Genomic DNA, 14109 nt, shown 5'->3' with positions numbered 1-14109 from the left:
ATCTCCCGCTGGCCGGGAGAACGGCGATGCGGTGCGCCAGCGGGTCGCTAGCCAGCGTCGACGCGACACCTTTCGTCCCGCACCACACAGGAGCGACCGTGACCGTTTCCGACACCGACGCCCGCACTCAGCGCATCCGCACCACCGTGCACGCCTATCTCGATGCAGTGGCCGCAGGCGTGCGCGCCGACATCGCCGCCCTCTACGCCGACGACGCCACCCTCGAGGATCCCGTCGGCAGCGAACCGCGCGTGGGCCGGGCCGCGATCGCCGAGTTCTACAAGGGTGTCGAGGCCACCGAGAACACCACCGAACTGCTCACGCTCCGGATCGGCGGGTCGACCGCGGCCTTCCACTTCCGTGTGGTCACGAAGGCGGGCGAGCAGACCTACGAGATCGAACCCATCGACATCATGACGTTCGACGACGAGGGGCGAATCACCAGCATGCGGGCGGTCTGGGCACCGAGCGACATGCGTGTTCGCTGACCGGTGGACGGGGCACGGTTCGCCAGCCCCCGCCACGGTGACGGACACTGGAACGAACGCCGATCGATTGGAGCTTCGATGACAGCGGAACACGCGGTACTGGATCCCCGACGGATCCGCGACGTGATGGGCAACTTCTGCACGGGTGTCACGGTGATCACCGCGCTCGACGGCGACGAACCCCTCGGATTCGCATGCCAGTCGTTCGTGTCGGTCTCGCTGGACCCGCCGCTCATCTCGTTCTGTCCCGCCCGCACGTCGACGACCTGGCCCAAGATCCGCGAGGTCGGCACCCTGGCAGTCAACGTCCTGTCCGAGAGCCAGCGCACCCTGTGCGGCGCGTTCGCGGTGAGCGGCGGTAACAAGTTCCGCGGGGTGCGGTGGGAGCCGGGCGACAACGGCGCTCCGGCGCTCGAGGGAGCCCTTGCGCGGGTCGAGGCGACCGTGGAGACCGAGTACGAGGCCGGCGACCACACGATCGTGCTGGCCAGGGTCACGGGGCTGACGTCGCTGCACTCCCGCGGTCCGCTCCTGTTCTTCCAGGGCACCTACGGCGGTTTCGAACGGCGGTGACACCGAACGTCGGCGATGCGGAACGACGGGTGAGGGAATAGACGGTCACCGGTCGAGGTTGCTCCGAAGGTGTGCCCGGCGGCCGATACCGGGCCCCGACGCGAAGGATTACCGGTGACCGTTCCCCTCTCCATCCTCGACCTCGCACACATCGGCAAGGGCGAGACCGCCCGTGAGAGCTTCGACGCCAGCGTGAAGATGGCCCAGCTCGCCGAGCAGTGGGGTTACCGGCGCATCTGGTACGCCGAACACCACAACATGCCGACGATCGCCTCGTCGGCGACGAGCGTACTCATTGCGCACGTCGCCGCGCACACCTCGTCGATCCGTCTCGGCGCCGGCGGCATCATGCTGCCGAACCACTCGCCGCTGACCATCGCCGAACAGTTCGGAACTCTCGCCACGCTGCATCCCGGCCGCATCGACCTCGGTCTCGGCCGCGCTCCCGGCAGCGACCAGAAGACCATGCGGGCGCTGCGCCGCGACCCGACGTCGGCCGACAGTTTTCCGCAGGACGTCCTCGAACTGCAGGCCTACCTGAAGGGTGAGTCGCGGATCCCTGGAGTCGACGCGATCCCCGGTAAGGGCACCGATGTGCCGCTGTACATCCTGGGCTCGTCGCTGTTCGGCGCGAAACTCGCTGCTCTGCTCGGTCTTCCGTACGCCTTCGCGTCGCACTTCGCGCCGCAGGCCCTCGAGGACGCGGTGCGGCTGTACCGCCGCGAGTTCCAGCCCTCCCCCGACCACTCGGAGCCGTACGTCATCGCGGGTGTCGGTGTGATCGCCGCCGATACCGCCGAGGAGGCGCAGTCGCTGTTCGAGGCGACCAAGCGGGCGCGGGTCGTCCAGATGGTCGGACGCGGGCGCACGTTCAGCGAGGAGGAGATCGACATGCTGCTCGACTCCCCCGCCGGCATGCAGGTGCTCGAGATGCTTCGGTACACCGCCGTGGGTACGCCGCAGGAGGTGCGCGACTACCTCGACCGGTTCACCGAGCGCGCGCAGGCCGACGAGCTGATCGTCGTGTCGTCGGCTCCCGGACGCGACGCGTGGCTGCGTTCGCTGGAGCTTGTTGCGCAGGTCAGCGACCTCGTCCCGGCCTGATCGCCGAAGACCGACGGATCGGGCTACCGACGGGTACACTTCAGCGGCCGGCCAGGCACGGCTGAGAACCACGAGTCGTCAACCGCCAGGAGCACGATGAAGTACCGCACCCGCGCTGTCGCAGCGGCAGTTCTGACCGCTGCAGCGGCGATCACCGCACCCGCCACTGCGGCCGCCGATTCCCTGCCCACCGACGGGCCCACCATCACGCTGACGATCCGCAACGACACCGATGCGCCGATGGTGCTCACGTCGACCGAGAACCCTTACGGAACATGGGTGGACGAGCCGGCCACCGTGGTGCCGGCCCGCTCCACCGAGACGGTCTCGGCGAGCAGCGCCGACCGGCGCGGGTTCGGCATCCAGATCGACTACACGATGCCCGGCGACGCGACCGTGGCGCTCATGGCCAACAACTACGGCACGGGCGTCGCGAACGGCGACGGCACCCACATCGGCGGTGCCAACCGGCACCGCTTCGAGGTCGCGACCACCGTAGAGGACGGATATCCGTTCATGACAGCGGACTTCGCCGTCACCCGACCCTGAGACGACGGACCGGGCCCGGAGGATACCTGCGTATCCTCCGGGCCCGGTTCGTATGTGCGTCGGCGTCCCGCCTCTGTGTGTCAGCGTCCCGCCGCGTCCATCACGGACAGGTGCGCGAACAGTGCGCTCGCGCCGATCGGATTGCCGCCGCCGGGGTAGACGGTGCCGCTCGGTGCGGCCATCGTGTTGCCCGCCGCGTACAGGCCGGGGATCGGAGCACCCTCGCTGTCGAGCACCCGCCCGACGGTGTCGGTCCGCAGACCGCCCTTGGTGCCGAGGTCGGAGATGCCGAACTGCGCCGCGTGGAAGGGGCCCTGTTCGATCGGGACCAGCGCGGACCCACCGCCGGTGAAGGCGAGATCGTAGGGCTCGTCCCCGCGGCCGAAGTCCTCGTCGACTCCCTTCGCGGCCAGGTCGTTCCACCGCGCGACGGTCGCCTTCAGGGATTCGGCTGGCACACCGATCTGATCGGCGAGTTCCTCGAGGGTGTCGGCGGTCTTCCACAGTCCCGCGTCGACGTACTTCTCGGTTTCGACGAGCGGCACATTCGTCGCCCCGACCGGTGGGACCTCACCGTTCCGGTCGTCGTAGATCATCCAGAACGGCAACGTCATCTCGCCGCGCTCCATGCGGGCGATGACGTCGCGGCCCAGACGGTCGTAGGGTGCGTACTCGTTGGTGAACCGCGCACCGTCCTGGTCGACGAAGATGCCTCCCGTGAAGCACAGCGCGAACGCCGAACGTCCGTCCGGGTGGGTCAGTCCCGGCGACCACCAGGCCTGATCCATCAGGTCGACGTCGGCGCCGACGGCGATGCCCGCCTCGTGGGCCTTGCCGAGATTCGACCACGGGCCCATCGAGTCCCGCGCGGCGCCGGGCACCCCGTACTTGCCGCGCATCTCGTCGTTCTGATCGAAGCCACCGGCGGCGAGGACGACGCCCTTGCGCGCGCGGATCGCCCGTCGCTCGCCGTCGTGCTCGACGATCGCGCCCACCACGGTTCCGTCCTCGACGATCAGTTCCTCGAGCGGGGTGTTCCGGTACAGGTTCACGTTCGGGTACTTGCGCAGGGCGATGAGGAATCGTCCGACGAGCGCGCGACCGCCGATGAGCATGTCGGGCAGGGGTTCGCCGTTGCGTTCGCGGCCGAGCGGGCCGCGGATCGACTCGTTGAGCTCGGGATCGGCGGCGATGGGCAGCGGCGACGGGACGATGTGACGTCCCTGGGCACGGGCCTTGGGCGCCTTGCCGAAGTAGTCGGGCCACGGGTAGACCATGAATTCGAGATCGTCGTCGGACTCGAGGTAGTCGATCAGCGGGGCGCCGCCGCGGACATACGCCTCCTGCAGTTCGCGCGGGGTGCGGTCGCCGACGACCGCGTGGTAGTAGGTCAGTGCGTCCTCGAGGGTGTCGTCGTCACCGGCACGCTGCAGGACCGCGTTGGTGGGGAACCAGACGCCGCCGCCCCCGGAGTACGCCGTGGTGCCGCCGAAGTACTCGGATGCCTCGACGAGGATCACCGACAGTCCTTCGCGCGCAGCGGTGTACGCACCGCAGCACCCTCCGGCTCCCGACCCCACCACGAGGACGTCGCATTCTTCCGCCCACTCCGCCATGACTGTTGCCTTCCGTCGACCGTTCGTGTGGAACACGCCACACTAGGCAGACGTCGAGGCTCCACAGGGCGATCGTCTCGCTGGGCGGGAGATTTTCGTTCTCGACCGATCCGGCGGATCAGTCACGCTCGACCGCGGTGCGGTCAGTCGCGCCTGTTGCGCGGCTTCCACACGACGAGGGCGTTGCTGCGCGGAATGGGCACCAGATCGCCGCGTGTCGAACGCAACTGGGCGACCTCGGCGTTGAGTTCGGCGACGCGCTGCTGCAGTGCCTCGACCTGGTTGGTCAGCTCTATGATCCGTTTGATCCCGGCGAGGTTGACACCTTCGTCCTGGGAGAGGCGCTGCACTTCGCGCAGCAGTTCGACGTCGCGCGGCGAGTACCGGCGGCCGCCGCCGCTGGTGCGGTGCGGGGTGACGAGTCCGAGCCGGTCGTAGTTACGCAGCGTCTGCGCATGCATCCCGGCGAGTTCTGCTGCCACCGAGATGACGTAGACGCGCGCATCGGGATCCGGTGACAGATTCCGTGGCATTCTCGTCTCGCTCATCACGCACCTGCCCATCCCTCTCGAGGATCGAAGCCGCTTGCCTCTTCTGCACGAAGATAGTTGTGCAGCGCTTCCGTCGCCTTCTCGTCGAGATTCTGCGGGATCGCGACCTTCACCGTGACGAGAAGGTCACCGGCGCCGCCCCCGCGCTTGGGGACGCCGCGTCCGCGGACCCGCAGGACCCGGCCGTCGGCCGTTCCCGGCGGGATCTTCAGCCCGACGCGGCCGTCGAGGGTCGGCACCGAGACGGTGCCGCCGAGAACGAGTTCGCCGTAGCTGACGGGCAGCACGAGGGTCAGATCGTCGCCCTCACGCCCGAACACGCGGTCGGGACGGACGTGCACCGTCACGAACAGGTCGCCGGACGGGGCGCCGCGCAGACCGGCCTCGCCCTGACCGGCGAGGCGGATGCGCGAACCGTCCTTGATGCCTGCGGGGACCCGCACGGTGATGGTGCGGGTGCGGTTCTGCACGCCGGTACCGCGGCAGTCGCTGCAGGGGTTGTCGATGATCGATCCGCTGCCCCGGCAGTCGTCGCACGGTTCCGAGAATCCGAAGGCGCCCTGGTTACGGGAGACCACACCGCTTCCGTTGCAGTTCGGACAGACCCGCGGACTCGTTCCCGGCTGGGCACCGCTGCCGTGGCAGGTGGTGCACGGCGCCGGGCTGGTCATCCGCAGGGGAACCGTGACGCCCTGGACGGCATCGCGGAAGTCGAGCGTCGTCTCGGTCTCGACATCGGATCCGCGGCGTGGACGCGAACGGCCGGCGGTGGAAGCAGTGCCGCCACCGGCGCGGTTGAACAGGCCACCGAAGAGGTCGCCGAGCCCACCGTCGCCGCCACCGCCGAACAGGTCGCCGATGTCGAAGGTCGCTCCGGTACCACCGGAGAATCCGCCGGCGCCGGGACGGAAGCCCCCCGGCATGCCGCCGGAGGCGAACAGGCGCCGGGTCTCGTCGTATTCCTTGCGCTTGGCGGGATCCGACAGGACGGCGTTGGCCTCGCTGACGGCCTTGAAGCGTTCCTCGGCCGTGGCGTCACCGGGGTTGGCGTCGGGATGCAGGTCCCGCGCCAGTTTCCGGTAGGCCTTCTTGATCTCGTCCTGCGTTGCGTCGGGGGAGACGCCCAGGTCCTTGTAGAAATCCTTCTCGATCCACTCCCGCTGGCTCACCGGGCGTCTCCTCCTCTCGCGTTTTCTTGTTCTTACTCTGTGCCCGGCTCCGCCGACCGCGCGTCACCCGGCGTGTCCGCCGGATCGCCGTCGGTGACCGTCACCATCGCGTGCCGCAGGATGCGGTCGCCGAAGCGGTAACCCTTGCGGAGCACCGTCCCGAGCACCGGGTGGTGACCGTCGCCTTCCATCTGGACGGCCTCGTGCAACTCGGGATCGAAGGCGTCGCCTTCCTCACCGAACGCGACGAGTCCGACACTGTCGAACACACCGGTCAGCTTGCCGGACAGTGCCTTCAGCGGACCCGTCTCCAAGTCGCCGTGGGCGCGTGCCCGGTCGAGGTCGTCGAGGACGTCGAGGAACTTCGCCGCGACGGAGGCCTTGGCCTCCTCCGCGATCGCCGTGCGCTGCGCCTCGGCGCGGCGACGGTAGTTCGCGTACTCCGCGCTCACGCGCTGCAGGTCGGCGGTGCGCTCGGCGAGTTCCTTCGCCTCCTGCGACTGTCCTTCGGTCCGCTCGGCCTTCTCGGCGTCGCCCTCCGCAGGAACCGACTCGATCACCTCGCCCTCCTCGGCGCGCGACTCCTCGGCGGGGTCGCGCACCTCGAAGGTCTCAGGGTCGATCCGTCGCTTGTCGGTGACGGTCACCGGTTCCTGCTCGGGCTTGTCGGCACTCACTTCTTCTCCGAATCGTTCGGCTCGTCGACGACCTCGGCGTCGACGACGTCGTCGGCACCTGCGGCCGCGCCGTCACCGGCAGCGGCACCCTCGGCGCCCTGCGCCTCGTAGATGGCCTGGCCGAGGGCCTGCGACTCGGTCGCGAGCTTCTCGACGGCGGCCTTGACCGCGTTGATGTCGGAGCCGGCGAGGGCGTCGTTGGCTTCCTTGATCGCAGCCTCGACCTTCTCCTTGACGTCGGCCGGGACCTTGTCCTCGTTCTCCTTGATGAACTTCTCGGTCTGGTGCACGAGCGACTCGGCCTGGTTGCGGACCTCGGCCTCCTCGCGACGCTTGCGGTCCTCCTCGGCGTGCGCCTCGGCGTCCTTGACCATCCGGTCGATCTCTTCCTGGGACAGGCCGGAGCCTTCCTGGATCTTGATCGTGTTCTCCTTGCCGGTGCCCTTGTCGCGGGCGGTGACGTGGACGATGCCGTTGGCGTCGATGTCGAAGGTCACCTCGATCTGCGGGACGCCACGCGGAGCCGGCGCGATGCCGCCGAGTTCGAACGAGCCGAGCAGCTTGTTGTGCGCCGCGATCTCACGCTCGCCCTGGAAGACCTGGATCTGCACCGACGGCTGGTTGTCGTCGGCGGTGGTGAAGGTCTCCGACCGCTTGGTGGGGATCGTGGTGTTGCGCTCGATGAGCTTGGTCATCACGCCGCCCTTGGTCTCGATACCCAGCGACAGCGGGGTGACGTCGAGCAGCAGCACGTCCTTGACCTCGCCCTTGAGGACGCCGGCCTGCAGGGCTGCACCCACGGCGACGACCTCGTCGGGGTTCACGCCCTTGTTGGGCTCGCGGCCACCGGTGAGCTCGCGCACCAGGTCGGTGACGGCGGGCATACGGGTCGAGCCGCCGACCAGTACGACGTGGTCGATGTCGCCGACGGAAATGCCGGCGTCCTTGACGACCTGCTGGAAGGGAGCGCGGGTGCGCTCGAGGAGGTCGCCGGTGATCTTCTGGAACTCCGAGCGGGTGAGCTGCTCGTCGAGGAACAGCGGGTTCTTGTCCGCGTCGACGGTGATGTACGGCAGGTTGATCGAGGTCGACTGCGAGGACGACAGCTCGATCTTGGCCTTCTCGGCAGCCTCACGCAGACGCTGCATGGCCATCTTGTCCTTGGTCAGGTCGACGCCGTGCTGTGCCTTGAACTTGTCGACGAGCCAGTTGACGATGCGCTCGTCCCAGTCGTCGCCACCGAGGTGGTTGTCGCCGGAGGTCGCGCGGACCTCGACGACGCCGTCGCCGATCTCGAGGAGGGAGACGTCGAAGGTGCCGCCACCGAGGTCGAAGACCAGGATGGTCTGCTCCTTCTCGCCCTTGTCGAGACCGTAGGCGAGGGCAGCCGCGGTGGGCTCGTTGACGATGCGCAGGACGTTGAGACCGGCGATGGTGCCGGCTTCCTTCGTGGCCTGACGCTGGGCGTCGTTGAAGTACGCCGGGACGGTGATGACCGCGTCGGTGATGTCCTCACCGAGGTAGGCCTCCGCGTCGCGCTTGAGCTTCATCAGCGTGCGGGCGCTGATCTCCTGCGGCGTGTACTTCTTGTCGTCGATGGCCACGGTCCAGTCCGTGCCGATGTGGCGCTTGACCGAACGGATGGTGCGGTCGACGTTGGTGACCGCCTGGTTCTTGGCGGGCTGACCCACCAGAACCTCACCGTTCTTCGCGAATGCGACGACGGACGGGGTGGTGCGGGACCCCTCGGCGTTGGCGACCACAACGGGCTCGCCGCCTTCCAGAACGGAAACGACCGAGTTGGTGGTTCCGAGGTCGATGCCGACCGCACGAGCCATAATTTTCCTCCAATGTTCCTGCCGCGACGCGTGCGCGCCGCGAAAACGTTCCATGCCCGACCTGAGCCCGTTCGGCTCAGGTGAGCGCGGTCGACTCAAGCCTGCACCCGAGCGGTCCACGCCGTCAAGTGAAGTTGAGTCTTACGCGCTCAAGTTGTCTGACTCGTCCAACGGCAGGTCGTGGACTTTTGTTCCGAGGGTGGCGCACATCACTTCGATCGGTCGCATCTGCTCGATTCGGGGACCGATACCCGATGTCGACAACGCGCCACTGTCCGCACCGGTGCGCGAGGACGGGTTGTCCACAGGGACCCCGTCGATCCACAGGTGGTCGGGTCGAGGGCTTCGATGCTCCGGGTCCGTCGTCGCCGTACACGACCCTCACTGCATGGACGAACCGAACTTCCTTCTGCGCTCCGACCTGCTGGCCGGCGGGACGACCTCGGACGAGATCCGTCAGGCTGTCCGTGTGGGACGACTGCGGAACGTCACGCGCGGTGTGTACGTCGACGGTGGCGCGGACCTCGACCCGCTCACCCTGCACCATGCGCGCGTACTGGCGCGACGGGGACGGATCACCCCGGACGCCGTCGTCAGCCATGTCTCCGCTGCGGTGCTGCACGGCCTTCCTCTCTGGGACGTCGACCTCTCCCCGGTGCACATCAGCCGCGAACGGCCGTCGAGCGGACGCCGCACCCCGACCCTCCATGTACACAGGTGCACCTATCAACCCGACGAGGTCTGCGTCGTCGCGGGTCTGCGCACCACGACCGTCGCGCGGACGGTTGTCGACCTGGCACGAACACTGTCGGTGGACTCGGCAGTCATCGCCGGCGACGCGGCGCTGCGGGCGCATCCCCATATCGCGCCCCTGCTCCTCGATGCGCTGGCATCGTCCGGCATGCGGCACGGGATCGCCGCTGCCCGGCGGACCGTTGCTTTCCTCGACGGTCGCAGCGAAAGTCCCGGCGAGTCGCTCAGCCGACTACGGATCCGGTCGGCGGGGTTACCGGCGCCGAAGCTGCAGCACGAGCTGCGGACCCCTTCCGGAGCATTCGTCGCTCGTCCCGACTTCCTCTGGGAGGACGAAGGCGTGGTCGGGGAATTCGACGGAAGGAGCAAGTACGGCTCGGACGAGCCCGGCGCGACGGCCGAGACCGTCCATCGCGAGAAGCTGCGGGAGGATGCGATCCGGGCTCTGGGCTTCGAGGTCGTGCGATGGACGTGGGCGGATCTGTTCCGCTTCGAGGCCGTCCACGCCCGCCTGGTTCGCGCCGCCGGCAGAGCCCGTCGACGTTGATTGCACGATTCGGGGACGGATGCTCGATGACGACATCGAGCATCCGTCCCTGTGCTTACGTAGATCGCGCCTCGTTCGCCTTCGTGATGAACTCGATGTGTTCGCGACTCGGCCCGCAGAACTCCTGCTCGATCTGCTGCGCGTTGTCCTCGTGCATGCGGTAGAGGCTGTCGCGTAGGCCCTCGTCGCCGCCGTGGAACTGCTCGAGCAGATCCATCCATTGCCGTGCCATCTCCTGGGCCTCCGAACAGGCCGGATCCATCCCCGAACTCAGCGCAGCGTCGACACGCGGGATGAGTTCCTGCCACGACGTCTCTGCCGCCGTGATGACGTCGTCGCCCAGCATCGCGCGTCGTTCCGCGAGGTCTGCGATCTGTCCCTTGTCGAAATACCTTTCGAAGATGTCGTCCACTTCGATCACTCCTCGGATCACGTGAAGGAAGTCGGCGACCGATGCATCCGGCGACGTTCGGACCGTGCGGGAGAGCATCTCGACCTGCGCACGCAGCGTGCGGGTCGCCGCGAGCTGATCGTCCAGGTAGGCACAGTGCGCGTCGAGGATCTCCGACAGCGAGGTGTCGCCGTCGGTGACCGTGGCGATCGCGTCCAGTGACAGCCCGAGCTGACGCAGCGCCAGCACCTGGTACAGCCTCTCGACGTCCGACTCCTCGTACAGCCGATGGCCCGACGCCGTCCGACCCGACGGCCGCACGAGGCCTATGTCGTCGTAGTGATGCAGGGTCCGCACGGTCAGGCCTGTCTCCGCTGCGAGACGCCCCACCTTCCAGTGCTGTCCGGAACGTGTCTGCTGCCCGGAACCAGTCGCCGGCATCGTCCACCCACTTCCACCGGCACTCCGTGCGCCGGCACGATCGACGCTATGACCTCACGTTACGTGAGGTGCAAGCCGAATCGTTCGGCTACAGCTCACATCTGTCGGCCGGCTCCCGCGACCAGCCCTTCCGCACTGCGCGCCGCCACCGCTGCGGCTTTCGCAGTGAACGGATCGAGCAGCGGATGTTCGGCGCGGGATCGCCAGTGCCGCACCGCATCGACGGCCGCAGCGCGGATCTCGGCAGGTGACGCGTCGTCGGCGAGACCAAGGCGCCGGGTGGCGCCGATCCCGGATCCACCGACCACGCGCTGCAGCGCCTGGACCTCCTCGTCGGGCAGTGACACCGACGACGACCGCAGTCTGCCCAGCAGGCGGAGTTCGGCGAAGCCGTGGTCGTCGGCCAGTTCGCGTCGCACGGCTCCCAGCAGCTCGTGGTCGCCGCACGCGTGCAACACCCGCTCGAGCGCCAGCAGCGCCGAATGGGTCTTGAGCTGATCGGCACGCTGACCGAACTGCACGTCGATGACCTGACGCAGCTCGTCGAGCCCGCTGCGCGCGACGAGTTCGGCGGCGAGGGACGGTGAATCGCGCGCGCCGAGCTGCACGAGCAGCACTGCGGTGCGGATGCCGAACAGACCGAACCGGTCGACGAGACGTGCCCGCATCCCGGGGTCGACGGGCAGGTCGACGTCGGGCCGCGCGAAACGGTCGGCCGACAGCATCGCGACCTGCAGTTGTTCCACCGGCACCTGTGCGAGCGCCTCGAAGGCCGCGAACTCGTTCTGCCGCAGGGTCCGTGCGGCGAGGGCGAGCAACCCGGCGACCGGCACGACCGCCTGGCACAGTCCGGTGCGTTCGAGTTCGTCGGTGAACCTCGCCGCGACCTGCTTCGCCGACATCATCGCGTCGGCACGACCCGCACCGACCTCGTCGGCGCGCGATACCACCCCGACGATGCCGAGCGGTCCCGATCCCCCGCCGACGTGCCGGCCGATCCGTTCGAGGAACTCGACGTCGGCGGCTCCGAGCGAACGCATCAGGTAGACGACGGCGTCGGCACCGGAGGCCGATTCCTCCGGGGTGAGCAGCGCCAGGGTCCGCGCCGACACGTCCTGCGACAACGACGACGTGCCCGGGGTGTCGATGATGGTGGTCTGCGCCAGCGCGCTGGCCGGCCATTCGACGTCGATGAAGTCGACGCGGTCGGCGGTGAGTTCGCCGAGGTCGAAGGTCAAACGGCCGTCGGGACGCTGCACGGGCACCGGCATGCGGCGGTTCCCGTCGTACCAGGCGTTCACCGACGGCACGGGTCCGTTGCGGTACCAGGTGACGACGCGCGTGCACTCCGTCGCGTCGGTGGGCGCGATGTCCTGTCCTACAAGCGCATTGAGTAGGGTCGACTTGCCGGCCTTGAGCGATCCGGCGAGCGCGATCCGCAACGGCTGATCGAGTCGCGCGGCGCAGTGGTCGAGCCGGTCCGCGACGGCCGGGTTCCCGCCGTACGATGCGCGTGCCCGGTCGAGCAGGTCGCGGGCGCGCGAGAGAGTCGGGGTCACGCCGACACTCCCGCGAGTTCCGCGGCGCGCTCGCGCAATCGGCCCAGTTCCGCGACCTGCGTGTCGAGTTCACCGATCCGACGGCGGCGTTCCTGTTCCTGCACGGTCGCGGCCTGGCGGGCCGCTTCGAGCGACTCGTCGAGCGAACGTAGTGTCTGCTCTGCGATCTCGGTGAAGTGATCGCGCAACTGACGCTGGATGAGCCGGAGCCGGTCCTTCGATTCCTTGCCGACCTGGAAGCTCACGTCGTCGGTGAAGGCGCGGATCGCGCTCTTCGCGTCGACGCGGCGCTTGGCGAGCCGCACCTGCTTGTCGTCGCGATACGCCTTGGTACCCAGGACGACTCCGGCTCCTACCGAGATCGGGTTCACGAGCGCCATCCCCATCAGGGTGGTGACGAGACCGAACATCAGCACGCCACCGTAAGAACCCTTCATGCCGACGAGTACCTTCTGACCGATACCGATCCGGCCCGATTCGAGATCGGACAGGTTCTCGACGGGCTCGAGCAGTCTCGACAGGTCGCCGAGATGCAACGACGGCAAGGAGTCGTCGTCGAGTGCGAAGTGCTCGGCGACCTTGCCTGCGAGCGCCTCGGCGCGTTCGTGCGCCCACACGAAGTTGTCACCGACGGATTCGGCGACCTGTTCGGCGAGCCACTGCCCCAGCCGCGGCCATTCCTTGCCCGGATCACAGTCGTCCACGGACGCTTCGGCGTCGCGGGTCACCGTGCGCAGCCGGTCGCGCAGGTCGTGGTCGATGTCGGCCGCGAGATCGGCGATGCCGTCCGACAACGTGATCTGCCACCGCGCCGCCCGCGTCCGCAATGCCTCGGTCGCGGCGCGTGCCCGGTGCAGGTCCTCGATCGCGGCGTTCCCGGAGTCGGGGTCGCGCAGGGCGGCGAGTTCGCTCTCGCATCCGAGCGCGAGATGGTCGACGACGGTCTTCACGTCGTGCGCCACCGACAGTCGCGCCGAGTCGGCGTTGCGCGCGACCACCTGTTCGCGCAGGAAGTCGTAGATCGCGTCGAAGCCGGATTCCTGCTGCAGCGAGGCGTCTTCGGTGCGCAGGGCGTACTCGCGCAGCAGGGACGAGACGGGCAGCAGCGGCAGGTCGATCCCCGCTCGCTGCAGGTGTTCGCGGTCGGCGTCGACGATCGCTCGCCAGTGCGGATACACGTCCGTCTTGGTGACGAGCACCGCCGACGCCGGGCACAACGTCTGTACCTGTCGCAGGAACGACATCTCCGGTGCGGTGAACTCCTGACTCGCATCCGAGACGACGAAGACCGCATCCGCGGTGGCCAGGAGCGTCAATGTGGCTGCTGTGTGCGGATTTCCGTGGCCTCCCACACCCGGGGTGTCGACGAACACGAGTCCGTCGGCGAGCAGCGGACTCGGCACACTCACCTCGAGCCGGTCGACGTCCCGGCCGGCGCTGCGCGGCGCGACCTGCTGCAGGTCGTCGAAGGGCACGGCGATGCGCGGCGCCGAACCGGTCGGGACGAGTTCGGCGGACGGCTCCTGCCCGTGTTGCACGAGCGTGGGGACCGCGGTGGTCTCGTCGTCGCCGACGGAACACACCTCGAGGCCGAGCAGAGCGTTCACGAACCGGCTCTTGCCCTGGTTCAGACCCCCGACGACGACCACCCGCAGTCGCGGGTCGGAGACCTTCGTACGGGCGGCCGTCAACCGGTCGGTGAGATCGTTGCGCCTGGCGCTGCGAGATCGCGCGATCGCGGAGTCGATCAGGTCGAGGAGCGCTCGGCGTCTCGAAGGATCGGATGGATGCTGCGTATCCGGTGAATGCTGCATGGGCTGCGTCGACTCGCCTTCCGTCGGTGCGGGCTCCGG

At 68.3% G+C, this 14109-nt stretch carries 13 protein-coding genes; 5 read left to right on the top strand and 8 right to left on the bottom strand.

Annotated features, from left to right (window positions below):
- The first annotated feature begins 98 nt into the window (after positions 1 to 98).
- The 4 genes from M3330_RS16050 (at position 99) to M3330_RS16035 (ending at position 2714) form a co-directional block, all read left to right on the top strand.
- Entirely contained in the window at positions 99 to 488 is a 390-nt protein-coding gene (locus M3330_RS16050) for a nuclear transport factor 2 family protein (RefSeq protein ID WP_255025456.1), read from the top strand.
- 78 nt (positions 489 to 566) lie between these two features.
- Positions 567 to 1061 carry a flavin reductase family protein gene (locus tag M3330_RS16045; RefSeq protein ID WP_016695963.1) on the top strand — a complete coding sequence of 165 codons (495 nt, stop codon included), beginning with the start codon at positions 567 to 569 and terminating at the stop codon, positions 1059 to 1061.
- Between the two features lie 114 nt (positions 1062 to 1175).
- Entirely contained in the window at positions 1176 to 2165 is a 990-nt protein-coding gene (locus M3330_RS16040) for an LLM class flavin-dependent oxidoreductase (protein WP_019291024.1), read from the top strand.
- Between the two features lie 96 nt (positions 2166 to 2261).
- Positions 2262 to 2714: a hypothetical protein gene (locus M3330_RS16035; protein WP_006553023.1), complete on the top strand. Its 453-nt coding sequence runs from the start codon at positions 2262 to 2264 to the stop codon at positions 2712 to 2714.
- A gap of 80 nt (positions 2715 to 2794) precedes the next feature.
- On the opposite strand, the gene M3330_RS16030 is transcribed toward M3330_RS16035, so the two are convergent.
- The 5 genes from M3330_RS16030 to dnaK all read right to left on the bottom strand — a co-directional run bounded on the left by M3330_RS16030 (position 2795) and on the right by dnaK (position 8565).
- Positions 2795 to 4330 carry an FAD-binding protein gene (locus tag M3330_RS16030; RefSeq protein WP_255025452.1) on the bottom strand — a complete coding sequence of 512 codons (1536 nt, stop codon included), beginning with the start codon at positions 4328 to 4330 and terminating at the stop codon, positions 2795 to 2797.
- Between the two features lie 143 nt (positions 4331 to 4473).
- The gene (locus M3330_RS16025) at positions 4474 to 4878 is read right to left on the bottom strand and encodes a heat shock protein transcriptional repressor HspR (RefSeq protein ID WP_024101918.1); all 405 of its coding nucleotides are present in this window, start codon (positions 4876 to 4878) and stop codon (positions 4474 to 4476) included.
- Positions 4878 to 6050 (bottom strand): molecular chaperone DnaJ, encoded by a 1173-nt coding sequence (gene dnaJ / locus M3330_RS16020; RefSeq protein WP_033096234.1) that lies wholly within the window; start codon positions 6048 to 6050, stop codon positions 4878 to 4880. The genes M3330_RS16025 and dnaJ overlap by 1 nt, the downstream gene beginning before the upstream one ends.
- 32 nt (positions 6051 to 6082) lie before the next feature.
- Complete coding sequence (gene grpE / locus M3330_RS16015; RefSeq protein ID WP_006553027.1) at positions 6083 to 6727, bottom strand: nucleotide exchange factor GrpE; 645 nt, start codon at positions 6725 to 6727, stop codon at positions 6083 to 6085.
- Complete coding sequence (dnaK, locus tag M3330_RS16010) at positions 6724 to 8565, bottom strand: molecular chaperone DnaK (protein WP_024101921.1); 1842 nt, start codon at positions 8563 to 8565, stop codon at positions 6724 to 6726. The genes grpE and dnaK overlap by 4 nt, the downstream gene beginning before the upstream one ends.
- A gap of 388 nt (positions 8566 to 8953) precedes the next feature.
- Between dnaK and M3330_RS16005 the strand changes: the two genes are divergently transcribed.
- On the top strand, positions 8954 to 9865 hold the full coding sequence (locus M3330_RS16005; RefSeq protein WP_039585586.1) for a hypothetical protein: 912 nt from the start codon (positions 8954 to 8956) through the stop codon (positions 9863 to 9865).
- A 55-nt stretch (positions 9866 to 9920) separates the two neighbouring features.
- Here the strand turns inward: M3330_RS16005 and M3330_RS16000 are convergent, their stop codons facing one another.
- From M3330_RS16000 to M3330_RS15990, 3 genes are all read right to left on the bottom strand, one after another.
- Positions 9921 to 10697 (bottom strand): MerR family transcriptional regulator, encoded by a 777-nt coding sequence (locus M3330_RS16000; protein ID WP_255025450.1) that lies wholly within the window; start codon positions 10695 to 10697, stop codon positions 9921 to 9923.
- A 95-nt stretch (positions 10698 to 10792) separates the two neighbouring features.
- The gene (locus tag M3330_RS15995; protein ID WP_064256526.1) at positions 10793 to 12256 is read right to left on the bottom strand and encodes a dynamin family protein; all 1464 of its coding nucleotides are present in this window, start codon (positions 12254 to 12256) and stop codon (positions 10793 to 10795) included.
- A complete protein-coding gene (locus M3330_RS15990; protein WP_064061282.1) occupies positions 12253 to 14070 on the bottom strand; it encodes a dynamin family protein in 1818 nt (605 codons plus the stop codon). Before M3330_RS15990 ends, M3330_RS15995 begins: the two co-directional genes overlap by 4 nt.
- Positions 14071 to 14109 lie beyond the last annotated feature (39 nt).

It is taken from the genome of Rhodococcus sp. GA1, from assembly GCF_024321955.1.
Classification (GTDB): Bacteria; Actinomycetota; Actinomycetes; order Mycobacteriales; family Mycobacteriaceae; genus Rhodococcus; species Rhodococcus pyridinivorans.
Note: the sequence above shows the minus strand (reverse complement) of the source record. Positions and strands in the feature narration are given on the sequence as shown.